The sequence below is a fragment of the Mycobacterium sp. NGS41 genome (assembly GCF_059812725.1).
Map to the genome: position 1 here is coordinate 22,445 of NZ_JCALDF010000038.1, position 24,407 is coordinate 46,851.

Here is a 24,407-nt window from a genome sequence, read left to right on the forward strand (position 1 = left end):
CCACGCCGGCAAATCAGGCGTGGCAAAGCGAGCGGCGACAACACGAGCCCGCGCAAAGACACGCGGGGGAGGTGTTGAACACGGAGCTGCGGTGCACAACGAGAAATTTAGCACGTTTATTAGAGTTGTCCCGGTGATTACCGCAAACGCAGAAAATCGGGTGGCGGTGGTCACCGGTGCCAGCTCCGGAATCGGCGAGGCAACCGCCAGAACGCTTGCGGCGCAAGGGTTTCACGTCGTCGCGGTGGCACGTCGCACGGACCGGATCAACGCGCTGGCCGACGACATCGGCGGTACCGCCATTGTGGCCGATGTCACAGACGAAACGGCCGTCTCGGCGCTGGCCGGCGCGCTGGACCGGGTGGACGTGCTGGTCAACAACGCCGGCGGAGCCCGCGGGCTGGAACCCGTCGCCGAGGCCGACATCGAGCACTGGCGCTGGATGTGGGAGACCAACGTGATGGGCACGTTGCGGGTCACCCGCGCGCTGCTGCCCAAGCTGATCGACTCAGGCGACGGCCTGATCGTCACCGTCACCTCCATTGCCGCGATGGAGATTTACGACGGCGGAGCGGGCTACACGGCGGCGAAGCACGGCCAGGGTGCGCTGCACCGCACGCTGCGCGGTGAGCTGCTGGGAAAGCCGGTGCGGCTCACCGAGATCGCACCCGGGGCGGTCGAAACCGAGTTTTCGCTGGTCCGCTTCGACGGCGACCAGCAGCGCGCGGACGCCGTCTATACCGGGATGACGCCGTTGGTGGCCGCCGACGTCGCCGAGGTGATCGGGTTCGTGGCCTCGCGGCCTCCGCACGTCAATTTGGACCAGATCATCATCCGGCCTCGCGATCAGGCGTCAGCGACGCGGAGGGCTAACCACCTGGCCGGGAAGTAGTCGTCGGCGTGCCCGACAGGCTGGGCGCGTTCGACGGCGTGGCCGGCGCGGTCACCGGGATCTTCGTCGACGGCGGGCGCGCCGACGGCGGCGGCAGCGCCGACATCGAGACCCAGGTGTCCCAATCCACGGCCCAGTCCCAGATGTCGCCGTCGGAGTAGGACAGCTGGATCGAGCTTCCGGTCACCTCGACCGGGTCACCGTAGATTGCGGTCGCGTAGTACTCCGCCGCGTCGGATGTCGACAGGTTGATGCAGCCGTTGGTGACGTTGCTGTTGCCTTGCGCGCCGGCACTCATCGGGTTGGCGTGGATGAACTCTCCGTTGTTGGAGATCCGGACCGCCCAGCGTTCGTGCGCATTGCTGTAGCCGGCGGCCGGGTTGGACATGTAGAAGTCGGCGTATTTCTCGGTGACCACGTGGATGCCGTTGCGGGTGACGTTGCGCGCCTTGTCGGCCTCGCCGTAGCTACACGGGAAGTCCATGGTGACGCCGGCATCGGTGACCACCTGGATGCGGTGCGACGAAACCTCGGCCTTGACCACCTGCCGTCGACCGATCTGGATATTCAGCGAGAAATCCTGTGCGCCGTAGGCGCCCTCGCCGAACGGCAGCCCGTACAGCTTGGCGTCGACGTTGACGGTGGTGCCCGCCGGGTAGTACTCGCGGGAACGGTAGTGGATGCGGGCGCCCTTCGCCTCGTCGGGCAGCCAGGCCCAGCTGCCCTCGACGGGCGGATTGGTGGTGACGGTGAGCGCCCGCTCGACGGCCGCCTTGTCATGGATGGGCGCGTCGAACTGGATGATGATCGGCGCCGCGATCCCGACGGTCTGGCCGTCGGCCAGCTGGAATCCCCCGTCGATCTTCTTGGTGGGCGCGACGGTGGTGAACTTGCCCTTGACCGGAATCGCCTTGCCGTCGTGGCCGACCGCCGAACCGGTCCAGCTATAGGTCGAGTTGTAGCCCAGCGGCTCGGTGACGGTGTAGAGGGTCCGGTCCTGGTTGAAGGTTCCGGCAACGGCCTTGCCCGAGGAGTTCGTCAGGGCGACGTGCTGGAACCAGCCGTCGCCCACCTCGACGCTGATCGGCGCGATAGGCACCACGTCGTTGGTCGCGTCGGCCGGCTGGTATTTCAGGTGGGCCGCCGACGGCTGTTTCTTCTCGGCTTGTTGGCTCGACGGGCTGGCGCAGGCGGCCAGTACGTTGGGGGCGAACACGCCGACTCCAAGGGCCGCCAAAGCCAAGCGCCGATTGATCGGGCCCGGACTCTGGGGGGTGCTGGACGTGCTCACGACACCTAAAGATACCGGGCGAAACGGGCCCGGCCCCGCCACGAGGGGCGTGCCGCGGGGTGCTCGAACGCTTTCGGCGCGCGAAAATACCTGCTACAACACGCACCCAACCAGCACCGGCTCAGGTTTGAGTGTGATACCGAACACATCCTGTACCCCGTCCCGGATGATGCGGGCCAGCCGCAACACGTCTTCGCTGGTCGCGGCCCCGCGATTGGTCAGCGCCAGCGCGTGTTTGGTGGACAACCGGCACCGGGCCGCCACCCCGCTCGCATCGGGGTCCGGGTAGCCCTTGGCGAAGCCCGCCCGCTCCACCAGCCAGCCGGCGGCCAGCTTGACGCCGTCCGGTGCGGGATAGTGCGGCACCGGCCCGTCGATGCTGCCGGCCAGCCGCTCGTAGACATCGGGTGCCACCACCGGGTTGGTGAAGAACGACCCCACGCTCCAGGTGTCATGGTCGGCGGCGTCGAGCACCATGCCCTTGCGGCCACGCAGCGCCAGCACGGCCTCCCGGACCGCTCGCGGGTCGGCGCGCTCGCCGCTGCTCGCCCCCAGGGCAGCCGTCAGCTCCCCGTAGCGCAGCGGCGCGCTGCGGCCCGACGCATCGAGCACAAACTCCACTTCCAGCACCACATCGTGGCTCTGAAGGGCCGTCTGACCCCCGTCGCCCAGAGCTCGCTTGAGCACGCTGGTGCGGTAGCCGAACCGCAGCTCGGTTGCGGGTACCCAGCGCACCTCGCCGCTGCTTCGGTTTAGCAGCCGAACCCGTGTGATGGTCTCGGACACCTCGGCGCCGTAGGCACCGACGTTCTGCACGGGGGTCGCCCCGGCCGATCCCGGGATACCCGACAGGCATTCCAGCCCGCCCAGCCCCTGCTCGATAGTCTTGACTACCACGTCGTCCCAGACCGCGCCCGCCTCCGCGCGCACCACGTTGCCGTCGATGGCGATGCCGTCGTTGGCCAGCCGCACCGCGGTGATGTCGGTCAGCGCGTCGGCGATCACCAGGTTCGAACCGCCGGCGAACACCAGCAGCGGACCAGCGGCCCCGCGCTGGGCGTCCGCATCCAGCTCCCGTAACACCGCCACCACCTGTTCCGTAGTGGCACAAGTGATTAGGCGCCGGGCGGCCGGTCCGACCCCCAACGTGGTCAGCGGGGCCAGCGGCACCGACTCGGCGACATGCGCACCGGCGAAGAGCGAACCGGCCCCCCGTTTCATAAGCCCCTTTTCATGGCCCGTAACGGTAGCCTGGCCTGCTATGCCGCGCTCATTCGACATGACCGCCGAATACCAGGGCACCGTCGAAGACGTTTATCGCGCTTTCACCGACAGGGAGTACTGGCTGGCCCGCCTGGCCGATTCCGGTGCCAGCGAAGCGACGCTGGAGTCGATGCGCGTCGGCGGTGAATCGGGAAACGACGGCACCGTGGAGGTCGTCATCCTGCAGGTGATCCACAGCCAACATCTGCCGGGCCTGATCACGCAGCTGCACCGGGGCGACCTCAGCGTCAGGCGCAAGGAAACCTGGGGGCCGATCACCGACGGCACCGCGACGGCAACCCTGGCCGGAGAGATCGTTGACGCGCCGGCAACGCTGTCCGGCACCGCCGTCCTGTCGCCCGTCGCCGAGTCGGGCTGGTCCCGGGTGGACTTCCAGGCCAGCGTCCAGGTGCGCGTTCCGCTTATCGGCGGCAAGATCGAGAAGATCATCGGCGCCCAACTGGCCGCTGTGGTGGAAGCAGAGCAGCGCTTTACCGCGAAGTGGATCGCGGCCCACGCCTGAGCCTTCGGCGAGCTTCTAGGCTGGGAAACATGCGAATCGCGCTGGCGCAGATACTCAGCGGCACCGACAAGGCCGCAAACCTGCAGCTGGTGCGCGAATACACCGACCGGGCCGCCGAGGCCGGCGCGACGCTGGTGGTCTTCCCTGAGGCGACCATGTGCCGGTTCGGCGTCCCGCTGGCACCGATCGCCGAGCCTGTGAACGGTCCCGACGGACCGTGGGCCGAGGGTCTCCGGCAGATCGCGACCCAGGCCGGCATCACCGTGATCGCCGGGATGTTCACGCCCGCCGGCGACGGGCGGGTGATGAACACGCTGATCGCCGCCGGCCCGGGCGCACCCAATCGGCCCGACGCGCACTACCACAAGATCCACCTGTACGACGCGTTCGGCTTCGCCGAGTCACGCACCGTCGCGGCGGGGGACGAACCGGTCGTAGTCGACGTCGACGACGTACGGGTGGGCCTGAGCGTTTGCTACGACATTCGTTTTCCGGCGCTCTACACCGAACTGGCCCGTCGCGGTGCCCAGCTGATCGTCGTCTGCGCGTCGTGGGGTTCGGGCCCCGGCAAACTCGAGCAGTGGACGTTACTGGCCCGCGCCCGGGCGCTGGACTCGATGAGTTACGTAGCGGCAGCCGGTCAGGCCGACCCCACACCGGGCCGGGAATCGAGCTCAAAAGCGCCAACCGGGGTGGGCGGCAGCCTGGTGGCGTCACCGTTGGGCGAGGTAGTGGCGTCGGCGGGCGCCGACCCGCAACTGGTGGTCGCCGACATCGACGTCGCCAAGGTGGCAGCCGCTCGGGAAAACATCGCGGTGCTGCGAAATCAGTCGCACTTTATTCAGCTTGATAGGGCAGAATCGCCAGGGTGACGAATCCGCAAGGACCGCCCAACGACCCATCGGCGTGGGGGCGTCCGGGCAACCAGGGTCCCTATGGCAATCCGCAGGCACCAACTGAGCGGCTCCGCGGCAGGCACCCTCAGGGTGGTGCTCCCGATCAAGGGCAAACGGTGCCCGGCAAGTTGCCGGGTCCGACCGAGCGGTTCGGCGCGCCCCGTGCAAACCCGCAACAGCCCGGCTACCCGCCGCCACCGGTGCCGCCTGGACCCGCCCGAGAGCAGGCGGCTGCGCCGAAGGAAGAGCCCGCCGCGCCGAAGAAGAAACGGCGTCTTCGCGGTCCGCTGTCCATCGTTTTGGTGCTCGTCATTGTGCTGGCGGTGGTGGTCGCAGGGGTGATCGGAGCGGAGCTGTACGTGCGCAATGAAGCGACCAGCAGAGTCGCCTCGGCCGCGGCATGCGAGTTCCAGGACAAAGCCACCGCGAAGTTCAGTGTGGCGCCGTTGGTGCTGTGGCAGGTGATCACCAAGCACTACACCAATATTTCCGTGGAGACGGCCGGCAACCAGGTCAAGAACGCCAAAGGGGCGACGCTGAACTTCAACATCCAGAACGTCCAGATCAACAACACCGCTGATTCCAAGGGGACCATCGGCTCGATCAATGCCACCTTCACGTGGACCGCGCAGGGCATCAAGGATTCGATCGCAACCAAGCTGCAGGGGCTGTCTAAATTCGTCAGCAACACCGTGACCACCCACCCCAACGACGGCACCATCGAACTGAAGGGCATGTTGGACAACATGGTGGTCAAGCCGGTGGTGTCCGGCGGCGGCATTGACCTGCAGATCATCACCTTCAACGCGCTGGGCTTTTCCCTGCCCAAGGATTCCGCGCAGTCGCAGCTGAACAAATACACGTCCGACGCGACCAAGAACCTGCCACTGGGCATTCACGCCGACAGTGTGGAGGTCACGTCGAACAGTGTGGTGGCCCATTTCTCTACCCAGAACGCCACCATCCCCGCGGGTGGGTCGAAAGACTCCTGCTTCTCTAACCTGTGACGGCCGGGCCGGCGGTCAGCTGAGCCCGTCGAGCACCGCTCGGGTGCCGGACAGGCCCAACCGGGTGGCTCCGGCGTCCAGCATCGCGATCGCGTCGGCCGCGGTGCGGATGCCGCCACTGGCTTTGACGCCGAGCCGCCCGCCGACCGCCTCCGCCATCAGCGCGACGGCCTGAACCGACGCGCCACCGGCGGGATGAAACCCGGTCGAGGTCTTGACGAAGTCCGCGCCCGCCGCCTCGGCGGCGCGACACACAGCTGCCACGGTGTGCGGGTCTGCCTGCCCGAGCAGCACCGCTGACTCGACGATCACCTTGAGTACGGCTCCGGCGGTGGCGGCACGGACCGCCTCGATGTCGGACCGCACTGCATCGAAGTCTTCGGCCAGCGCGGCGCCGACGTCGATGACCATGTCGACCTCACTGGCACCGGATGCGACGGCCGCGGCCGCCTCGTGCGCCTTGACCGCAGACAGGTGCTTGCCCGACGGAAACCCCGCCACCGCGGCCACCCGCACACCCCCTCCGGCTTGGACCGCGGTGGTGACCATCGGCGGCGAGACGCAAACCGCGTAGACGCCCAGCTCGGCGGCTTCGTCGACCAGCGCGGCGACGTCGGCAGCGGTGGCCTCTGGCTTGAGCAGCGTGTGGTCGACGAGCGCGGCCAGCTGCTCCCGAGTCAGTCGGCCCGGCATCAAGAAGGCTCTTCGGGGCCGCCCGGATTGCAGCCCGAGGCGATCATCTCGGAGTCGTCGACGACCGGACGCCACGGCTCGAGATTCCAGCTGGTCTTGCCGGGTTGCGCGAACTCGGCGAACTGCCAGTGGCAGATGAACTGGGCGCGCATGCCGGGGGTGTCGGCGTCCGGCGACAGGGCCAGCACCTCCGCCCACGCCTCGTCGGCGGCGGCAGTCGTGCCGGCCTGCCGGGCAGCCGCGCGCCCATGCGGCGTGGGGTATACCCGCAGGCTGGTCACATGTCCCCAGTGCGCCCATTGGGTGTGATCCACGAACGGCGGCGCATACGAGGTGCCCGGGGGGCCGGACGGATTGACTACTCCGGTGTCGGGATCGGCGGAAGCGGGGGCGGCGCCGAGCACGGTAACAAACACCACCACCGGCGCCAGCAGGGCTTTCATTCTTTAGCGCGACTTACCTTGAATCTCAAGAAGTTTGGGCCGTACGTCGACCAGATACACGCCGGCCGCGCAGGCGGCTATCACCATCCCGAGCACGCCGAAAATTGGATACAGGATGGAGGTCATCGCCACTGCACCGGCGAGGATCAATAACCACACCGGCTTGGTCAGCTTGTTGACGGCGGTGTAGGCGTCGGATCGCTGCATCGCCGCGTGGACAAATGCGTACACCGCCGTCACCAAGACGGCGACCAACAAGACCAACATGACGTCATACACGACCTGGTTCACGCATCAAGCGTATGCGGGCACCGCCCTAAACGTCGACTCCGAGCTGCCCTCAAGCAGGGCAACTCGGAGTCGAGTGGTGTTTTCGGTCGAACTACTTCTGGGTGACCTTCTTGGCCGGAGCCTTCTTGGCCGGGGCCTTCTTGGCGGCAGCCTTCTTGGCCGGAGCAGCCTTCTTGGCCGGAGCCTTCTTGGCCGGGGCCTTCTTGGCGGGCAGCTCGATGCCGACCAGCTTGGCGGCACGCTCGCCGACCGCGCGGGTCTGCTGCGCAACGGTGCCCAGCGCCTCCTGCGTCAGCTCGACGGCCTGGTCGACGTAGCCCTCGGCACGCGCCGAAGCGTCTTCGAAGCCGGACTGGCTGCGCAGCCGCTCCAGGGCGGCCTCGCCGCGCTCGACCAGCTCGTTGTACCGGTTGGTCGCAGCATCCAGGTAGCCCTCGGCCGCCTTGCGCAGCTCGTCGGAGGTGAACTTCTCACGAAGCTCGCGCAGCTGCTCCGGCAGGTTCTCCTGAAGCTTGGTCAAACGGGCGCGGCTCTCCTCAACCCGGCTGCGGGTGTCGGTGCGTCGCTCCCCTGCGCGCTCGCGCAGTTCCGCGACCAGGTCGTTGACAGTCGCCAGGGCCAAGTCGGCCGCGCCAAGCGCCGCCAGCAACGGAGCCCGCAGGTCCTCGATGTTCGCGTTTTCAGTTTTAGCCATGTTTCTTCCTTTCATGGGTTGTTACGTTCGGCCTTAGTGCGTATCTGGTCTGGTCTGGAAGTTAGGGCAAGCGTTGGCTCCTGCTGAAGGAGTAGTCAAGACCCGCGGATTGACATGGCACGCGGCTTGCGGAAAACCTCCTGATTTGTCGGGTCTACGAGTGGTCGAGTGTCACCCCTAGGCAGCATGGACGCTGCTCTTAGGCCCCTCCGATTACGGCCCACGACGTTGTGACGCCGTCCTGGCGACTAGCTCAATCGGCGGTGTCGGTTTGGCTCGGACACTCCTCATGGATCGTTTCGTTTTGGAAGGTGAACGACGCGTAGATGTCGAGCAGGACCTGCTTCTGACGCTCGGTTATCGCCGTATCGGTGATGATCGCGTCGCGCACCGGGCTCGGCTCGCTGGGCTCGAGGATGCCGGCCCGCACGTATAGGACCTCGGCGGAAAGCCGCAGCGCCTTTGCGATCTGGTTCAGGACGTCGGCGGACGGCTTGCGCAGTCCCCGCTCGACCTGACTCAAATACGGATTGCTGACACCGGACCGCTCCGCGAGCTGGCGCACCGACACATGAGCCGTCTCACGCTGGCTTCTGATGAAGCTGCCGATGTCTGAGGCCATATCGGAAGCAGCCGTGGACACCTTGGTGGTGAGCTTCTCCTCCGACATTGGTGCCTCCTCGGTGCACCAGAATACGGACGAATGCTTGCTATTGCAAGCAGCTTGTTAGCACTCGTCAGAACAGCACCTGCGCGACGGCGTAAATCACCAGACCCGCCAGCGCACCTACCACGGTGCCGTTGATCCGGATGAACTGCAAGTCGCGGCCGACGTGCAGCTCGATGCGCCGGCTGGCTTCCTCCGCGTCCCAACGCTCGATCGTCTCGGTGATGATCGCGGTGATTTCCACCCCATATTGCGAGACCAGATGCTGTGCGGCGCGCACCATCCAGTTGTCGACCTTGTCGCGCAAATCGGCGTCGTCACGCAGCGACTCACCAATTCGAACCACGGCGTCGGCAATCCGGGTGCGCAACGCACTCGATGGGTCGTCCACGCCCTCGAGCACCAGCCGCTTCAGCGTCTTCCACGCGGTCGCGGCCGCGTTGGCGATCTCGTCGCGCGCCATGAGCTGCTCTTTGATCGCATCCGCGCGCGCGATGGTGGCCGGGTCGTGTTGTAGGTCGTCGGCGAATTCGAACAGGAAGCGCGTCGCCGAACGCCGCAACTCGTGGTCCGGGTTGCGGCGCACCTTGTCGGTGAAGTCCATCAACTCACGGTGGATGCGATCGCCGACCATGTGGTCGACGAAGCGGGGCGACCAGCTCGGCGAGTCGCGCTCGACCACCCGCTGGATGACCTCGCCGGCATTGAGTGACCACTGGAACGCCCGGTCGGCCAGCAATTGGATCAGGGCTTCCTGCCGGTTCTCGGCCAACAGCGTCGCCAGCACCCGGCCCACCGGGGGACCCCACTGCGGCTCGGCGATGCGGCGCACGATCATGCGATCGATCACCTGTTGCACGTCGTCGTCGCGCAGCAGCTCCACCAGCACCCGCAACACCGTCGCCGTCTCGTTCGCCACCCGCTCGGCGTGGGAAATGTCGGACAGCCACTTACCGAGTCGTCCGGGCACCTGGGCGTCGCGCAGCTTGGTCTCCACCACCGCCGGCGACAGGAAGTTCTCCCGCACGAACGTGCCCAGGCCCTCGCCGAGCTGGTCCTTCTTGCGCTTGATGATCGCGGTGTGCGGGATCGGGATGCCCAGCGGGTGCTTGAACAGCGCGGTAACCGCGAACCAGTCCGCCAGCGCCCCCACCATGCCGGCCTCCGCGGCGGCACGGACGTAGCCAACCCAGGCGACGGTGCTGCCGTGCGCCTGAGCCCACCGACAGGCGAGGAACAAACCGGTGGCACCGATCAAGAAGCTCAGCGCCACCACTTTCATCCGGCGCAGCCCGCGCCGCCGTTCGGCGTCCGCCACCGGATCGGCCGCGGCGAACGACTCCGCGAAGGAGGCGCGGGCCGGACGCGTCACCTCCGGCGGCGCGTCTCCTGGATGTGGGGCTCTGTGTGCCACCACACCATCATCCACCAGCACGCGGCCGACACCGCTGTGCAGCGGTGAGCACCTCCCGCCCGACCGCCCTACCCGCCGTAGTATCGAGGGCGTCTAGTGAATGGGAAATCGGCGAAAGTGGCAGAGCATATCCCGGCGGTGACCGCTAAGACGGACGGCCGCAAGCGGCGCTGGCACCAACATAAGGTGGAGCGCCGAAACGAGTTGGTGGACGGCACGATCGAGGCGATTCGCCGGCAGGGCCGCAACCTCTCCATGGATGAAATCGCCGCCGAGATCGGCGTCTCCAAGACCGTGCTCTACCGCTACTTCGTCGACAAGAACGACCTGACCACCGCGGTGATGATGCGCTTCGCGCAAACCACGCTGATCCCCAACATGGCCGCCGCACTGTCGTCCAATCTCGACGGGTACGACCTGACCCGCGAGGTAATCCGGGTGTACGTCGAAACCGTGGCGAACGAACCGGAGCCGTACGGCTTCGTGATGGCGAACAGCTCGGGCAGCAAGAGCAAGGTGATCGCCGACTCCGAGCGGATCATCGCCCGCATGATCGCGGTGATGCTGCGCCGGCGCATGCTCGAGGCCGGGATGGACACCGGCGGGGTGGAGCCGTGGGCGTACCTGATTGTCGGCGGTGTGCAGTTGGCCACCCACTCGTGGATGTCGAATCCGCGCATGAGCACCGACGAGCTCATCGGCTACCTGACGATGCTGAGCTGGAGTGCACTGTGCGGGATCGTCGAGGCCGGCGGATCGCTGGAAAAATTCCGCGGGCAGCCGCACCCTTCGCCGATCGTGGGGCCGTGGGAGCAGGTCTAAGCTGGTTGAATGCCTGAGGTGAGCGCCGGCTCACGGCTGAAGTCGTGGGCATACGCATTGCGCACCACCAATCCGCCACCGGATGGGCCGATCGACGCGGTCACCCGCTGGCTTGTCGTCACCCGCGCCGCACTGCTACCGATGACGCTGTTCGCCGGGCTGGTCGCCGCGCTGCTGGCAATCGGGAAGCCCGGGCTGGACTGGCGCTGGCTGGTCCTGGCCGTAGTCGGCATCACGTTGGCGCACACCGCCAACAACCTGATGAACGACCTCTACGACACCCAGGTCGGCACCGACAGCGCGACTTACCCTCGCGCTCTCTACGCTCCGCACCCGGTACTGTCCGGGCTGGTCAGCCGGCGCACGCTGGGGCTGGCGATTCTCGCGGTCAACGTCGCCGACCTGGCGATCCTGGTCATCTTGACCTGGGCGCGCGGCTGGCCCGTCGTGTCCTTCGCGCTGAGCGGGTTTGTCCTGAGCTTTGCTTACACCGCGCCGCCGCTACGGCTGAAAAAGCGTGGCCTCGGCGAACCCGATGTTTTCGTCGTGTGGGGCCCGTTGATGGTCTGCGGCACCTACTACTCGGCGGTCGGTAGCGCGGGCTGGGTTGGCTGGAATATCGTTTTGGCGTCGCTGCCCTACGGCTTGTTGTGCACCACCGTGCTGATGGGCAAGCACATCGACAAGATCCCATACGACGAACCGCTGGGCATTCGGACGCTGCCGGTGATGCTCGGCGAAGCGCGTGCCCGCGTCGTCACGCTGGGCATGATGGTCGGGTTCTACGCGCTGGTCGCCGGCGCGGTGGCGGTGGGGGCGATGCCGTGGCCGGCGTTGGTCGTCGTATTGGCGCTGCCCCGGCTGGTGAAGGTGTGGCCGTATTTCCGCCGCCCGCCGCCCGAGGAGCCGCCGCCGAATTTTCCGGTGTGGCCGCTGTGGTACGCCGCGCTGGCCTGGTTGCACGTACGGCAGGCGGGTGCGCTGTTGGTGGTGGGCCTGGCCGCCGGCGCAATTATGCGTACGTTATGAGTTTTCTATGAAATAGGGGCCCCGGCCCGTTAAGGACTTTGACAGGTTTTGCGGCTAGCATGCACTGATTGCATCGGGGGCGTTTGGTGCGTTTGTTGCGCCATTAGAGCCTCTGTGACCACAGAAAGGCTCTACTCGTCATGGCCGCACAGCTGACGCCGCATTTCGGGAATGTGCAAGCTCACTACGACCTCTCCGACGACTTCTTCCGGCTGTTCCTCGACCCCACCCAGACATACAGCTGCGCCTATTTCGAGCGCGACGATATGACGCTGCAGGAGGCTCAACTCGCCAAGATCGACCTGGCGCTGGGCAAGCTGGGCCTGCAGCCCGGGATGACGCTGCTGGACATCGGCTGTGGCTGGGGCGCCACGCTTCGGCGTGCCGTCGAGAAGTACGACGTCAACGTCGTGGGCCTGACGTTGTCGGAGAATCAGGCCGCCCACGTCCAGAAGTCGTTCGACGAGTTGGACACCACCCGCAGCAGGCGAGTGTTACTGGAAGGTTGGGAGAAGTTCGACGAGCCCGTCGACCGGATTGTCTCAATCGGGGCGTTCGAGCACTTCGGCCGGCAGCGCTGGGGCCCGTTCTTCAAGATGGCCTACCGCGTGCTGCCGAGCGACGGCGCGATGCTGCTGCACACCATCGTGCGGCCCGCCTTCAGAGAAGCCCGCGCGAAGGGCATCCCGTTGACGCGCGAAGTCGTTCACTTCACCCAGTTCATCCTGGCCGAGATCTTCCCGGGTGGCTGGTTGCCGACTCCCGCGTCGGTCGAGGAGTACGCCGTCGCGGCCGGATTCAAGTTGACCCGGGTCCAGTCGCTGCAGCTGCACTATGCGCGAACCCTGGACCTGTGGGCCACCGCACTCGAGGCCAACCGCGAGCAAGCGATCGCGATCCAGTCGGAGACGGTCTACGACCGCTACATGAAGTACCTCACCGGCTGCGCGAAGCTGTTCCGCACGGGTTACACGGACGTCGATCAGTTCACGTTGGAAAAGTAGGCCCTACTTCACCAGGGTGAACTGCCCCACGTTGCTGATGCCTTTGCGGAAGAAGTTCTCGCAGCCGGTCAAATAGTGCATGTAACGGTCATAGACCTCTTCGGACTGGATCGCGATCGCTTGCTCGCGGTTGGCCTCCAGATTGGCTGCCCAAATGTTCAGCGTCCGCTCGTAATGCTCACGGAGCAGTTGCACCTTTTCGACCGAGAACCCCGCCTTCTGAGCAAACTTGAAAATGTCTTCCTGGGCCGGTAGCTGTCCGCCCGGGAAAATCTCTGTGCCAATGAATCGGGCGAATCGAATATCGCTCATTGTCAGCGTGATGCCGCGGGCGGGCATCTCTTGCCATTGATACGTCAGAATTGTGTGCAGCAACATCCGGCCATCGTCGGGGAGGATGTTGTAGGCGCGGTCGAAGAATGCGGCATAACGCTCCATCTTGAATGCCTCGAAGGCGCCGATGGTGACAATCCGGTCGACCTTGTCCTCGAACTCTTCCCAACCCTGCAGTCGCAGCTCGACGGTGCGGTCGGTCGGGATTGCGCTCAGTTTCGCTCTGCTGTACTCGAACTGGTTGCGGCTCAGGGTGATTCCGATGACGTTGACGTCGTACTTTTCGATCGCCCGTACCAGTGCCCCGCCCCAGCCGCAGCCGATGTCCAGCAGCGTCATCCCAGGCTCGAGGTTCAGCTTGCCCAGCGCCAAATCGAATTTGGCGTTTTGCGCTTCTTCGAGGGTCATGTCGTCACGCTCGAAGTATGCGCAGGTGTAACCCATCGTCGGGTCTAGGAATAATGCGAAAAACTCGTTCGAGATGTCATAAATCGATTGCGACTCTTCGTAGTACGGCCTTAACTGCGGCATGCCCGAGATGCCCCTTTCGTTGTCTGACGCGAGAATGGTACAGGGTTCAAACAACGGCTTTAACGCGACCCAGCCGAGTCGTCGCTGAAATTGCCTTAGTACGTGTAGAACCCCTGCCCGGACTTCTTGCCGAGCAGACCCGCCTCGACCATCCGCAGCAACAGCGACGGCGGCCCGTAATGCGGCTCCTTGAATTCCTCGTACAACTTGTCGGCGATCAGCTTGAGGGTGTCCAGGCCGACCAGGTCGGACAGCCGAAGCGGGCCCATCGGGTGCGACAGCCCGGCAACGACGGCCTTATCGACGTCCTCGACGGAGGCGAATCCCCCCTCGACCATCCGGATCGCCGAAAGCAGGTAGGGCACCAGCAGCGCGTTCACCACGAAGCCGGACCGGTCCGAACAGCGCACCACCTGCTTGCCCAGCACCGCGCCGGCAAACTCCTCTGTGCGAGCGGCGGCGGCCTCGTCGGTGACCAGCGTGCTGACCAGCTCGACCAGCGGCAAGACCGGTACCGGGTTGAAGAAGTGCAGGCCCAGCACGCGCTGCGGATTCTTGGTTGCCGCCGCGATCTTCATGATCGGGATGCTGGACGTGTTCGACGCGAGCACCGCGTCCGGATTGGTGACCACCCGGTCGAGGTCGGCGAAGATCGCGGCCTTGACGGCCTCGTCTTCGATGACGGCCTCGATCACCAGCTGGCAGTCGGCCAGGTCGTTCAGGTCGGTGGTGAAGGTGAGGTTGTCGAGCGCACGGTCCCGCTCGCGCTCGGTCACCTTGCCGGCGCTGACGCCCCGCTCCAGCGACTTGACGATGCGGTTGCGGCCCGCGGTGATCAGCGCGTCGGTGGTCTCGAACACCCGTACTTCCACGCCCGCGCGCACCGAGACCTCGGCGATGCCGGACCCCATCTGCCCTGCTCCGACAACCCCAACCCGCTCGATTGCCACGGATCACTCCTCTCATACGCGCGAGCAGACGCAGAATCGCATCAATTGGGCTGCAAGAGTGCGACTCCGCGTCTGCTCGGCAGACTAACTCAACCTAACTCAGTGGAATTGGCCCTCTTCGGTGGAACCAACCAGAGCGGTGGTCGACGACTTCGGGTCCACGGTCGTGGCGATCCGGTCGAAGTAACCGGCGCCGACCTCGCGCTGGTGCTTGGTCGCGGTGTAGCCACGCTCCTCGGCGGCGAACTCCTGCTCCTGCAGCTCGACGTAGGCGCTCATCTGGTTGCGGGCGTAGCCGTAGGCCAGGTCGAACATCGAGTAGTTCAGCGCGTGGAAGCCGGCCAGGGTGATGAACTGGAACTTGAATCCCATTGCGCCCAGCTCCTTCTGGAACCTTGCGATGGTCGCGTCGTCGAGGTGCTTCTTCCAGTTGAACGACGGCGAGCAGTTGTAGGCCAGCATCTGGTCGGGGAACTCGCTCTTCACGCCCTCGGCGAACTTGCGGGCCAGCTCCAGGTCCGGCGTGCCGGTCTCCATCCAGATCAGGTCGGAGTACGGCGCGTAGGCCTTGGCGCGGGCGATGCACGGCTCCAGGCCGTTCTTCACCCGGTAGAAACCTTCGGAGGTGCGGTCGCCGGTGATGAACGGACGGTCGCGCTCGTCGACGTCGGAGGTGATCAGCGTGGCGGCCTCGGCGTCCGTGCGGGCGATGACGACGGTCGGCACGCCGGCCACGTCAGCCGCGAGCCGGGCGGAGGTCAAAGTCCGGATGTGCTGCTGGGTGGGGATCAGCACCTTGCCGCCCAGGTGGCCGCACTTCTTCTCCGAAGCCAGCTGGTCCTCCCAATGCGAGCCGGCGACACCCGCGGCGATCATGGCCTTTTGCAGCTCGTAGACGTTGAGCGCGCCGCCGAAGCCGGCCTCGCCGTCGGCGACGATCGGAGCGAGCCAGTTCTCCACCGAGGTGTCGCCCTCGACCTTGGCGATCTCGTCGGCACGCAGCAGCGCATTGTTGATCCGGCGCACCACCTGCGGCACCGAGTTGGCCGGGTAGAGGCTCTGGTCCGGGTAGGTGTGGCCGGAGAGGTTGGCGTCACCGGCGACCTGCCAACCCGACAGATAGATGGCCTTCAACCCGGCACGCACCTGCTGCACGGCCATGTTGCCGGTGAGGGCGCCGAGTGCGTTAACGAACTCCAGGTCGTGCAATTGGCTCCAGAGCACCTCGGCGCCGCGGCGGGCCAGGGTGTGCTCCTCGACGACGCTGCCCTGCAGGGCCACGACATCCTGGGCGCGGTAGGTACGCGTGACGTCCTTCCAGCGCGGATTGGTGTCCCAGTCCTGCTGGATCTGCTCAGCGCTCTTCGGGGTGCCAACGACAGACATGTGGCTGCTCCTTATCGGTCATTTTGTTCGGTCAGGCATTGACTGAGTTGCTTGATGTGTCCAGCCCACCGCTAGGTCGGAAGCTTCGGACTGAACTTCACTTCGGGCTGAATTTCACTAACGTGCTAACCCGACCTTGGCACAGGCCATTCCCGCTGGTCCACCCATTTCACTTGCAAATTTTGGCTATGACCTGTGGTCATTTTGCAAATCTTGCGAAGCCACCTCGGAACTTAACCGTTTCAGAAACTACCGGCCAGTAACAAGAATCCGCAGGTCAACCGGTAAATAACAGGACGCTTGTCCGGTTAGAGCGAGAAGAGCGCGGCGACGGCTTTAGTCTCGTCGCCAACCGCGTATGTGAGCGTTGTAACACTGCGATCGGTCAGACCCGGACCGAACTTCTCGGTGGAGCCGGGCGGGTGGATGTGAGAGATGATTTCGAGCTTGTCGCCCAGCGCCACCGGCGCCTCGTGCTCGATGGTCACCCGGAGCGGTCCGGCCAGCAGCTCGGCGTGCGACGCCAGGTAGTCCTCGACCACACTCCAATAGACCGAGTTGTTCATGTGGTCGAACAAGTCGATGTCGGTGACCCGGACCGGGAACTCATGAATCTCCGACGCTTCGGAGATCGGGTCGCGGCTGCCCGGCTTCAGATAACCCTTCCACCGCAGCCGGTCGACCGAGGTGGTCTTGTGCAGGCCCGCCAGGAAGTCGTCGGCGATTCGGGCCGGCATCTCAGTCTCCCGGTTGACGTGAATCCAGAAGGCCTCGGACTCGATCAGGCCGCCCTTGCGACCATCGATGCGGACCCGCATCTCACACCACCGGTTCGAGGTGCCCGAGCACCAGCGCCGGCAGCGCAGCATGTCCTGGAACTCGATGGGACGTATCAGGTCGACCATGGTGCGACGCACGATCCACAGCGGATGGGTCTCCTCGAAGCCCATCTCGCGCAGCTGGTCCTGACCGATGTCTTGGATGTGCCGGCAGGCCGCGTCCAGCCGCAGCCGGCCGGTGCGGTCGATGTCGCCGACGCGCAGTGGCCATTCGCGATCGAACACGTCGGGGCTGCCGTCTGGAACCGGCATCATTGATTTGTCCAGGCTCAAGACTGCGCTCCCCGTTACTCTCCGTTTTCGTAGGCGGTATTCCCAGCCCTACCCGGGATCCCCGCTGCGAATCATGCCAACGCGATCGGCGAAATTCCAAAAAAACCGCCGCGCCTGCGGTGTGCAAACTCTGCAAATCTGACCTTAACAGTGCAGGGTAACATCGGTTCGGTGTCCAAAACGTTCGTCGGCTCACGGGTGCGCCAGCTGCGCAACGAGCGGGGCTTCAGTCAAGCCGCACTGGCCCAGATGCTGGAGATCTCGCCGAGTTACCTCAATCAGATCGAACACGACGTCCGCCCGTTGACGGTGGCGGTACTGCTCCGGATCAGCGAGGTGTTCGGGGTGGACGCCACGTTCTTCGCCCCGCAGGACGACACCCGGCTGGTTGCCGAACTACGTGAGGTGACGACGGACCGCGATCTGGACATCAACGTCGACCCGACCGAAGTCGCCGAGATGGTCAGCGCCCATCCCGCCCTGGCCCGCGCGGTCGTCAACCTGCACCGGCGTTACCGGATCACCACCGCGCAGCTGGCGGCGGCCACCGAAGAGCGCTTCTTCGACGGCAGCAGCGGCAGCGGGTCGATCACCATGCCCCACGAAGAGGTGCGCGACTACTTCTACGAGCGTCAGAACTATCTGCACGAGCTGGACACCGCTGCCGAAGACCTGACCATGCAGATGCGGATGCATCACGGCGACCTGGCCCGCGAGTTGACCCGCCGGCTCACCGAGGTGCACGGGGTGCGCATCACCAAGCGCATCGATCTCGGTGACAGCGTGCTGCACCGCTACGACCCCAAGGCCAACACGCTGGAGATCAGCAACCACCTCTCGTCGGGCCAGCAGGTGTTCAAGATGGCCGCCGAGTTGGCGTTTCTCGAGTTCGGCGAGCTGATCGACACCATGGTCGAGGACGGCAAGTTCACCAGCGCCGAGTCCCGCACCCTGGCCAGGCTCGGGCTGGCCAACTACTTCGCTGCGGCCGCGGTGCTGCCCTACCGCCAGTTCCACGACGTGGCGGAGAACTTCCGGTATGACGTCGAGCGGCTGTCGGCGTTCTACTCGGTGAGCTACGAGACCATCGCGCACCGGCTGTCCACGATGCAGCGGCCGTCGATGCGGGGCGTCCCGTTCTCGTTCGTCCGGGTGGACCGGGCAGGCAACATGTCAAAACGCCAGTCCGCCACGGGCTTTCACTTCTCCTCCAGCGGCGGCACCTGCCCGTTGTGGAACGTCTACGAAACCTTCGCCAACCCGGGCAAGATCCTGGTCCAGATCGCGCAGATGCCCGACGGCCGGAACTACCTGTGGGTGGCCCGCACCGTGGAACGCCGCGCCGCACGATATGGTCAGCCCGGTAAAACCTTCGCGATCGGGCTGGGCTGCGAGCTTCGCCACGCACACCGGCTCGTCTACTCGGAAGGACTCGACTTGTCGGGGGATGCGAACATTGTGGCCACGCCGATCGGCGCCGGTTGCCGCGTCTGCGAACGCGACCGGTGCCCGCAGCGGGCCTTCCCCGCGCTGGGCCGCGCGCTGGATCTCGACGAACACCGCAGCACCGTGTCCCCGTACTTGGTGAAACAACCGTGACCGGCCCGCAAGGCCGCATCCCCTCGGGCCGCTTCCGCGAGCTGGGACCGATCAACTGGGTCCTCGCCAAGCTGGCGGCACGCAAGGTGAAGGCGCCGGAGATGCATCTGTTCACCACGTTGGGACAGCGCCAGCTGCTGTTCTGGACGTGGTCGGCCTACAGCGGCCGACTGTTGCGGGGACGGCTGCCGGCAATCGACACCGAGTTGGTGATCCTGCGCGTCGCGCATCTGCGGTCTTGCGAATACGAGCTGCAGCATCACCGCAGCATGGCGCGCGCTCAGGGCCTGAACGCGGACTTACAGGCCACGATCTTCGCCTGGCCGGACGTGTCGGCAGATGCCCGCAACAGCCTGACCGCCCGCCAGCAGTCACTGCTGGCGGCCACCGACGAGTTCGTGATGGACCGCACGGTTACCGACGCGACCTGGCAGCGACTGGCGGACCACTTGGATCGGCGGCAACTGATCGAATTCTGCTTGCTGGCAAGCCAATACGACGGGCTGGCCGCGACCATGCACGCCCTTGACATCCCATTGGACAACCCGCGTTAAAGACCGGCCCGGCCGGGTACGGGGCCGGCATCGCAACCGAACGAATCTGGCTGCATTTTGCTCATCTGCATGACGGCGCACCGCTAGCCGTCTAGACTTCGGCTCTAAGCGATCCGGTTAACTCGTTCGACCGAGATGCGCGTTACCAGGGGTGGGGACAATGAGCGTCATTGCAGGTGTGTCTGGCGCGTTGCCGCCATATCGCTATTCACAGCGGGAACTGACCGATCTTTTTCTCAGCATCGGAGAGTTCGAGGGTTACGACGACCTCGTTCGACAGCTGCATGCCAGCGCTAAGGTCAACGGCCGTCACCTCGTCCTGCCGAAGGAAAAATATCGAGAACTGGCCGACTTCGGCCAGGCCAACCGGATCTTCATCGAAAACGCCGTTGATCTCGGGTGCGAGGCGCTGGTAGGCGCGCTGGACGAGGCGGGGCTGCAACCACAAGACCTCGACCTGCTCATTACCACGACGGTCACCGGACTCGCGGTGCCCTCGATCGACGCCCGGATCGCCGGGCGGCTGGGCTTGCGCGATGACGTGCGGCGGGTGCCGCTGTTTGGCCTTGGCTGCGTGGCCGGGGCGGCCGGGGTAGCGCGGCTGCACGACTTCCTGCGCGGTATGCCGGACAGCGTTGGGGCCCTGATCTCAGTCGAGCTCTGCTCACTCACCTACCCGGGATACAAGCCGTCGCTAGCCGGTTCGGTGGGCAGTGCGCTGTTTGCTGACGGAGCTGCAGCGGTGGTTGCCGTGGGCGAGCGTCGCGCCGAACACGTCGGCGCCAGCGGCCCGGATATCTGCGATTCGCGCAGTTGTCTTTATCCCGACACGCTGCACGAGATGGGCTACGACGTGGGCAGCGGAGGGTTTGAACTCGTGTTGTCCAAGGACGTGGCGAGTGCACTGGAGCAAAACATTGGCGAGGACGTCATTTCGTTTCTGGCCACGCACGGCCTGGCCACCACCGATATCGGCGGCTGGGTTGTCCATCCCGGCGGTCCCAAGATCATCGACGCGATCAACGCGGCGCTCGACCTGCCACCGGAGGCGCTGGAACTGACGTGGCGTTCGCTCGGTGAGGTGGGCAATCTGTCGTCGGCGTCGGTGCTGCATGTGCTGCGCGACACCCTCGCCAAACCGCCGCCCAGCGGAAGCCCGGGCCTGATGATCGCGATGGGTCCTGGCTTGTGTTCCGAACTCGTGTTGCTGCGCTGGCACTGATTCGCGCGCGCAAGACGATCAAAGGTAGATGTTGGCCAGCACCGCCAGCGCCAACACCACCGGCAGCACAGACACGCCGAACGCGAACGCGGCCGCGAAATACCTGCGGCGCCAATGCATCAGCAGGCCTCCCATGACCGCGCCGGCGGCCAGTGCGCCCGACAACAGCAGCACCGCCAAACTCCACTTGCCCACGGTGGTCAGGGAATCTCCAACCGAGATGGCCACCAGCCACAGCACGTAGCCGGCGACCAAACCGGCGATCGCGCCCACGATCGTTTCGGTGGATCGGCCCGCCCTTTGCTGCGGTGGGCCTGCGGTTCGGAGTTTCGCCACCCCGACATCGTATGTGACGGCCGCGACCTTGCTAAAAGCCGCCGAACGTCCACGCCGAATCCGCTGACACCACAAAGCCGCTGCGCTTGCCCTGCGGTCCGGCGTAGCAGGCCACGCCACCGTCACTGGTCGCCATGCAGGTGCAGTACCTCTCGTACGTGTAGTTGATCCGATGCTGGGCGGCCAGTTGCTGGACCTTCCCGGGATAGCGCGGCGTCCCAAACCTCACGCCGTCGGCCTTGCGCATGCCGACCTGACGACCGTTCAAGTCCACGTAGATCTCGTTTTCGCCGTGTTGCACGCCGGGCAGCGGCCCGTCGCAACCGAACGCACCGCCGCTGAAAATGACGATGTTGCAAGCCAATCCGGATGCGACGGTGAAGTAGGGAAACATGTTCTTGCCGCCGGACCCGACGGTGTAACTCCGGTCGTCGACGACGAAGTCGTGCGGTTCGGGGAACTTGTCCGGCAGGCCCGGAGTTCGAGGGCCGATGCCGCTGTGGTCCGGCGACAGCACGAACCAGACCGTCGCCGGTGAGCCGAGGGCACACATGGTTGTCTCCCCGGTCGCGATCGCACAGTGGAAGTCGCCGTAGCTGATCTGGTGTCCAACCGGCAGCGTCTTCGCATCACCCGGAGGCTTGACGCCGGGCGCCGGGCCCCATGGGCCGGACAGCTGGTGGAATGCGGAAAACTCGATGTCGCCGGCGATCTGACCATAGCCCGCCAGCTCGACCTCATTGGCAGGTGCAGGCGTCCCGCGCAGCGCACCGTGGCAACCGGCGGACCAACCAATCCAGCAGGTCAGCCCGTCTGGGGTGCGGAAGTACAGATACCGCAGCTGTCGGTACTGGTCGTCGACGAGGTAGTCGTCGGCCGAAACCTCCGGGTAGCCGCTCAGTTCGGGTGCCGGCGGCGGGGGGATCGGTGCCACGGAATTCGGGCGGGTCGGGGCATTCGGCGCCGCATGACGGACCGGATGCGGTTGATGACAGACGACGAACAGCACACCGCCCACCAGCGCGACCAAAGCCGCCACCAAGGTGAGCCGGCGCATTGCGTCAGAAGTTGATCATGTGGCCGACCAGGCCGTGGAAGCACTCCTGCAGCGCCTCCGACATCGTCGGATGGGTATGCACGTTGCGCGCCAACTCGTTTGCCGTGAGGTCCCACTTCTGCGCCAGCGTGAGCTCGGGCAGCAGCTCGGAGACGTCATGGCCAACCAGGTGCCCGCCAATCAGTTCGCCGTATTTGGCGTCGGCCACCAGCTTGACGAACCCGCTGGGGTCGCCCACGCCGTGCGCCTTGCCGTTGGCGGTGAACGGGAACTTGGCCACCACCACGTCGTAGCCTTCGTCGCGGGCCTGCTGCTCGGTGAGCCCGAAGCTGGCGACGTTGGGCTGACAGAACGTGGCGCGCGGCAGCATGCGGTAGTCGCCGAGCGCCAAAGTCTCTGCGCCGGCGATGGTTTCGGCCGCCACCACGCCTTGCGCCTCGGCAACATGGGCCAGCTGCAGCTTGCCGGTGACGTCACCGATCGCATAGATATGCGGCACGCTGGTCTGCATGTAGTCGGTGATGCCGATGGCCTTGCGGTCGGTCAGCTCGACGCCGGCCTTGTCCAGACCGTAGCCCTCGACGTTGGGCGCAAACCCGATGGCCTGCAACACCTTGTCGGTCTTGAGCTCGTCGGACTTGCCGTCCTTGCTGACCGACACCGTGACCTCGGAGCCATCGTCGGTGATGGACTCGACCTTGGTTCCGGTGAGGACCTTGACGCCCAGCTTCTTGAAGGCCTTCTCGATCTCCTTGGAGGCGTCGGGGTCCTCGTTGGGCAGCGCCCGCGGCAGGAACTCAACGATCGTCACGTCGACGCCGTAGTTCTTCAGCACGTAGCCGAACTCCATGCCGATGGCGCCGGCTCCGGCGATGACGATCGACTTCGGCAGCTCCCGGGACAGAATCAGTTCTTCGTAGGTCACCACGTTTTCCGACAGTGACGTGCCGGGCACCAGCCGGGTGCTGCTGCCGGTGGCGATGATGGCGTTGTCGAACGTGACCGTCTCGCTGCCACCGTCGTTGAGGTCGACCGACAGCGTGTGGGCGTCGGTGAATCGGCCGTAGCCGTGGATCTCGGTGATCTTGTTTTTCTTCATCAGGAAATGCACACCGGCGACGCGGCCATCGGCCACCTTTCGGCTGCGGTCGAAGGCGATCCCGTAGTCGAAGGTCGCCTCGCCGCTGATGCCGAAAGTCTTGGCTTCCTTGGTGACGATGTGGACGAGCTCGGCGTTGCGCAGCAGCGCTTTGGACGGGATACAGCCGACGTTGAGGCAGACGCCGCCCCAGTATTTGGGTTCGACGACTGCGGTGTTCAGACCGAGTTGCGCGGCACGGATGGCGGCCACATATCCGCCGGGACCGGCCCCGACGACGACGACGTCATAGTGAGTCACGGGCACTACCCTAACGTTTGCGCACGCCCGACAAGACCGTCAGTACGGAATGACGAAGTCAGTAGGGAATGACGAAGTCAGTAGGGAATAACACTGAGCAGACAGCGGCCGGTGCGCTCGCAGTAGTAATAGCCGTACAGCGGGGCCGCCGCGGCGACCGAGGCAAACGGCCCCGACAGCACCGCGAGCGACAGAGCCGCGATCAGCGGCCGGTCCTGGACCATCGCCAGCAGCACGCCGGCCACCGAGCACGCGACGACGTAGACCAGGACCATGAACACCGGCAACGTCTTGTCGATGGTGTGGAACCACCAATAGAACAGGCTCAGCCCGACGGGCGTCGCGGCGAGCCATACGCCGAGGACCACCAGAACGAACTTCCACCACCTCAGGTATTGGTATCGCCCCGGCACGGTGACCGGCGTGACAGCCGGCTCGGGCGCCTCGGGCGCGGAGTCCTCTGCTGAGACGGCGGCCGGCGCGGGAGGCTCTGCCGGGGGCTCCTCGGGTTGTGCGATCGGTAGGGGTTCGGAGTCGTCGTCGAAGTTCGGCACAAAGGGCACCGACGGTTCGCCGGTGTCGAAGTCCGGCGTGAACGGCTCGGTCCCGGGGTTGGACTCAGGCTCTTTGTCAGCCACCGGAGGCAACCTGGATAACGACGAGCACGCCGAACCAGCCCGGCGCCAGCGCCAGGATGAAGGCACCCAGCATCGTCGCCCACCGACGCCCGGACAGCAGGGTCACCAGCAACCCGATCACGCTGGGAATCCCGACCACCAACGCAATCACGACGTCCGGCCGGACCCGGGCATGGACCAACAAGGTAGACGCCACCCCCGCCAACTGCCCCACCGCGATGCCCATCAGCATGGCGCCAGCCAGCAGCCAAGGACGCGGAAGCGGGATCACGGTCTACGACCTTACTGGGGTTACGACGTGCTGACCGGGCATATTCCCGACGCTGCGTCGTTGTCGTCGAGACCGACGACCCCGCCCCGC

At 65.5% G+C, this 24,407-nt stretch carries 27 protein-coding genes; 10 read left to right on the forward strand and 17 right to left on the reverse strand.

The genetic code is table 11. The annotated features are described in order from the left end of the window. Positions 1-133 precede the first annotated feature (133 nt). Positions 134-892: an SDR family oxidoreductase gene (locus tag AC5Y21_RS23250; protein ID WP_499915960.1), complete on the forward strand. Its 759-nt coding sequence runs from the start codon at positions 134-136 to the stop codon at positions 890-892. On the opposite strand, the gene AC5Y21_RS23255 is transcribed toward AC5Y21_RS23250, so the two are convergent. Together AC5Y21_RS23255 and AC5Y21_RS23260 are read right to left on the reverse strand one after the other, a co-directional pair. Further along, complete coding sequence (locus AC5Y21_RS23255) at positions 870-2,225, reverse strand: L,D-transpeptidase (RefSeq protein WP_499915962.1); 1,356 nt, start codon at positions 2,223-2,225, stop codon at positions 870-872. The two genes, AC5Y21_RS23250 and AC5Y21_RS23255, sit on opposite strands and share 23 nt — an antisense overlap. 51 nt (positions 2,226-2,276) lie before the next feature. Beyond that, complete coding sequence (locus AC5Y21_RS23260; RefSeq protein WP_499915964.1) at positions 2,277-3,404, reverse strand: UDP-N-acetylmuramate dehydrogenase; 1,128 nt, start codon at positions 3,402-3,404, stop codon at positions 2,277-2,279. A gap of 40 nt (positions 3,405-3,444) precedes the next feature. Between AC5Y21_RS23260 and AC5Y21_RS23265 the strand changes: the two genes are divergently transcribed. From AC5Y21_RS23265 to AC5Y21_RS23275, 3 genes are read left to right on the forward strand one after another with little or no spacing between them, the layout of a single operon-like run. Beyond that, complete coding sequence (locus tag AC5Y21_RS23265) at positions 3,445-3,969, forward strand: DUF2505 domain-containing protein (RefSeq protein ID WP_499915966.1); 525 nt, start codon at positions 3,445-3,447, stop codon at positions 3,967-3,969. 29 nt (positions 3,970-3,998) lie between these two features. Continuing rightward, entirely contained in the window at positions 3,999-4,841 is an 843-nt protein-coding gene (locus AC5Y21_RS23270) for a carbon-nitrogen hydrolase family protein (protein WP_499915968.1), read from the forward strand. Then, complete coding sequence (locus AC5Y21_RS23275; protein ID WP_499915970.1) at positions 4,838-5,872, forward strand: LmeA family phospholipid-binding protein; 1,035 nt, start codon at positions 4,838-4,840, stop codon at positions 5,870-5,872. The genes AC5Y21_RS23270 and AC5Y21_RS23275 overlap by 4 nt, the downstream gene beginning before the upstream one ends. Before the next feature lie 15 nt (positions 5,873-5,887). Here the strand turns inward: AC5Y21_RS23275 and deoC are convergent, their stop codons facing one another. The 6 genes from deoC to AC5Y21_RS23305 form a co-directional block, all read right to left on the reverse strand. Then, positions 5,888-6,565: a deoxyribose-phosphate aldolase gene (gene deoC / locus AC5Y21_RS23280; protein WP_499915972.1), complete on the reverse strand. Its 678-nt coding sequence runs from the start codon at positions 6,563-6,565 to the stop codon at positions 5,888-5,890. Further along, positions 6,565-7,008 carry a DUF2599 domain-containing protein gene (locus AC5Y21_RS23285; protein ID WP_499915974.1) on the reverse strand — a complete coding sequence of 148 codons (444 nt, stop codon included), beginning with the start codon at positions 7,006-7,008 and terminating at the stop codon, positions 6,565-6,567. Before AC5Y21_RS23285 ends, deoC begins: the two co-directional genes overlap by 1 nt. Positions 7,009-7,011: 3 nt before the next feature. Then, positions 7,012-7,287: a DUF2516 family protein gene (locus AC5Y21_RS23290; RefSeq protein WP_499916008.1), complete on the reverse strand. Its 276-nt coding sequence runs from the start codon at positions 7,285-7,287 to the stop codon at positions 7,012-7,014. A gap of 103 nt (positions 7,288-7,390) precedes the next feature. Beyond that, positions 7,391-7,993, reverse strand: a complete 603-nt coding sequence (hbhA, locus tag AC5Y21_RS23295) for a heparin-binding hemagglutinin HbhA (RefSeq protein WP_499915976.1) — start codon at positions 7,991-7,993, stop codon at positions 7,391-7,393. Positions 7,994-8,246: 253 nt separating this feature from the next. Next, positions 8,247-8,663: a helix-turn-helix domain-containing protein gene (locus tag AC5Y21_RS23300; RefSeq protein WP_499915978.1), complete on the reverse strand. Its 417-nt coding sequence runs from the start codon at positions 8,661-8,663 to the stop codon at positions 8,247-8,249. Positions 8,664-8,730: 67 nt separating this feature from the next. After that, positions 8,731-10,077: a DUF445 domain-containing protein gene (locus AC5Y21_RS23305; RefSeq protein WP_499916010.1), complete on the reverse strand. Its 1,347-nt coding sequence runs from the start codon at positions 10,075-10,077 to the stop codon at positions 8,731-8,733. Between the two features lie 114 nt (positions 10,078-10,191). Between AC5Y21_RS23305 and AC5Y21_RS23310 the strand changes: the two genes are divergently transcribed. From AC5Y21_RS23310 to pcaA, 3 genes are all read left to right on the forward strand, one after another. Further along, positions 10,192-10,896, forward strand: coding sequence for a TetR/AcrR family transcriptional regulator (locus AC5Y21_RS23310; RefSeq protein WP_499915980.1), 705 nt, complete (start codon positions 10,192-10,194; stop codon positions 10,894-10,896). 9 nt (positions 10,897-10,905) lie between these two features. Then, complete coding sequence (locus tag AC5Y21_RS23315) at positions 10,906-11,925, forward strand: prenyltransferase (RefSeq protein ID WP_499915982.1); 1,020 nt, start codon at positions 10,906-10,908, stop codon at positions 11,923-11,925. 140 nt (positions 11,926-12,065) lie between these two features. Continuing rightward, positions 12,066-12,929: a cyclopropane mycolic acid synthase PcaA gene (gene pcaA, locus AC5Y21_RS23320; RefSeq protein ID WP_499915984.1), complete on the forward strand. Its 864-nt coding sequence runs from the start codon at positions 12,066-12,068 to the stop codon at positions 12,927-12,929. A 3-nt stretch (positions 12,930-12,932) separates the two neighbouring features. Here pcaA and AC5Y21_RS23325 read toward each other — a convergent pair whose 3' ends face one another. From AC5Y21_RS23325 to AC5Y21_RS23340, 4 genes are all read right to left on the reverse strand, one after another. Then, positions 12,933-13,793 carry a cyclopropane mycolic acid synthase family methyltransferase gene (locus tag AC5Y21_RS23325; protein WP_499915986.1) on the reverse strand — a complete coding sequence of 287 codons (861 nt, stop codon included), beginning with the start codon at positions 13,791-13,793 and terminating at the stop codon, positions 12,933-12,935. A gap of 95 nt (positions 13,794-13,888) precedes the next feature. After that, positions 13,889-14,743, reverse strand: a complete 855-nt coding sequence (locus AC5Y21_RS23330) for a 3-hydroxybutyryl-CoA dehydrogenase (RefSeq protein ID WP_499915988.1) — start codon at positions 14,741-14,743, stop codon at positions 13,889-13,891. A gap of 99 nt (positions 14,744-14,842) precedes the next feature. Further along, entirely contained in the window at positions 14,843-16,129 is a 1,287-nt protein-coding gene (aceA, locus tag AC5Y21_RS23335; RefSeq protein WP_499915990.1) for an isocitrate lyase, read from the reverse strand. 308 nt (positions 16,130-16,437) lie between these two features. Next, positions 16,438-17,241, reverse strand: coding sequence for an acyl-ACP thioesterase domain-containing protein (locus tag AC5Y21_RS23340; RefSeq protein WP_499915992.1), 804 nt, complete (start codon positions 17,239-17,241; stop codon positions 16,438-16,440). Between the two features lie 171 nt (positions 17,242-17,412). Between AC5Y21_RS23340 and ramB the strand changes: the two genes are divergently transcribed. The 3 genes from ramB (at position 17,413) to AC5Y21_RS23355 (ending at position 20,616) form a co-directional block, all read left to right on the forward strand. Further along, on the forward strand, positions 17,413-18,840 hold the full coding sequence (gene ramB / locus AC5Y21_RS23345; protein WP_499915994.1) for an acetate metabolism transcriptional regulator RamB: 1,428 nt from the start codon (positions 17,413-17,415) through the stop codon (positions 18,838-18,840). Next, positions 18,837-19,394: a carboxymuconolactone decarboxylase family protein gene (locus AC5Y21_RS23350; protein WP_499915996.1), complete on the forward strand. Its 558-nt coding sequence runs from the start codon at positions 18,837-18,839 to the stop codon at positions 19,392-19,394. The genes ramB and AC5Y21_RS23350 overlap by 4 nt, the downstream gene beginning before the upstream one ends. 160 nt (positions 19,395-19,554) lie before the next feature. Next, positions 19,555-20,616, forward strand: coding sequence for a type III polyketide synthase (locus AC5Y21_RS23355; RefSeq protein WP_499915998.1), 1,062 nt, complete (start codon positions 19,555-19,557; stop codon positions 20,614-20,616). 18 nt (positions 20,617-20,634) lie between these two features. Here the strand turns inward: AC5Y21_RS23355 and AC5Y21_RS23360 are convergent, their stop codons facing one another. The 5 genes from AC5Y21_RS23360 to AC5Y21_RS23380 all read right to left on the reverse strand — a co-directional run bounded on the left by AC5Y21_RS23360 (position 20,635) and on the right by AC5Y21_RS23380 (position 24,317). Continuing rightward, positions 20,635-20,889: a hypothetical protein gene (locus tag AC5Y21_RS23360; protein ID WP_499916012.1), complete on the reverse strand. Its 255-nt coding sequence runs from the start codon at positions 20,887-20,889 to the stop codon at positions 20,635-20,637. Between the two features lie 94 nt (positions 20,890-20,983). After that, a complete protein-coding gene (locus AC5Y21_RS23365) occupies positions 20,984-22,009 on the reverse strand; it encodes a hypothetical protein (protein ID WP_499916000.1) in 1,026 nt (341 codons plus the stop codon). A 4-nt stretch (positions 22,010-22,013) separates the two neighbouring features. Next, positions 22,014-23,408, reverse strand: a complete 1,395-nt coding sequence (lpdA, locus tag AC5Y21_RS23370) for a dihydrolipoyl dehydrogenase (protein ID WP_499916002.1) — start codon at positions 23,406-23,408, stop codon at positions 22,014-22,016. Positions 23,409-23,485: 77 nt separating this feature from the next. Continuing rightward, the gene (locus AC5Y21_RS23375; protein WP_499916004.1) at positions 23,486-24,046 is read right to left on the reverse strand and encodes a hypothetical protein; all 561 of its coding nucleotides are present in this window, start codon (positions 24,044-24,046) and stop codon (positions 23,486-23,488) included. Continuing rightward, complete coding sequence (locus tag AC5Y21_RS23380) at positions 24,039-24,317, reverse strand: putative holin (RefSeq protein ID WP_499916006.1); 279 nt, start codon at positions 24,315-24,317, stop codon at positions 24,039-24,041. The genes AC5Y21_RS23375 and AC5Y21_RS23380 overlap by 8 nt, the downstream gene beginning before the upstream one ends. Positions 24,318-24,407: the final 90 nt, after the last annotated feature.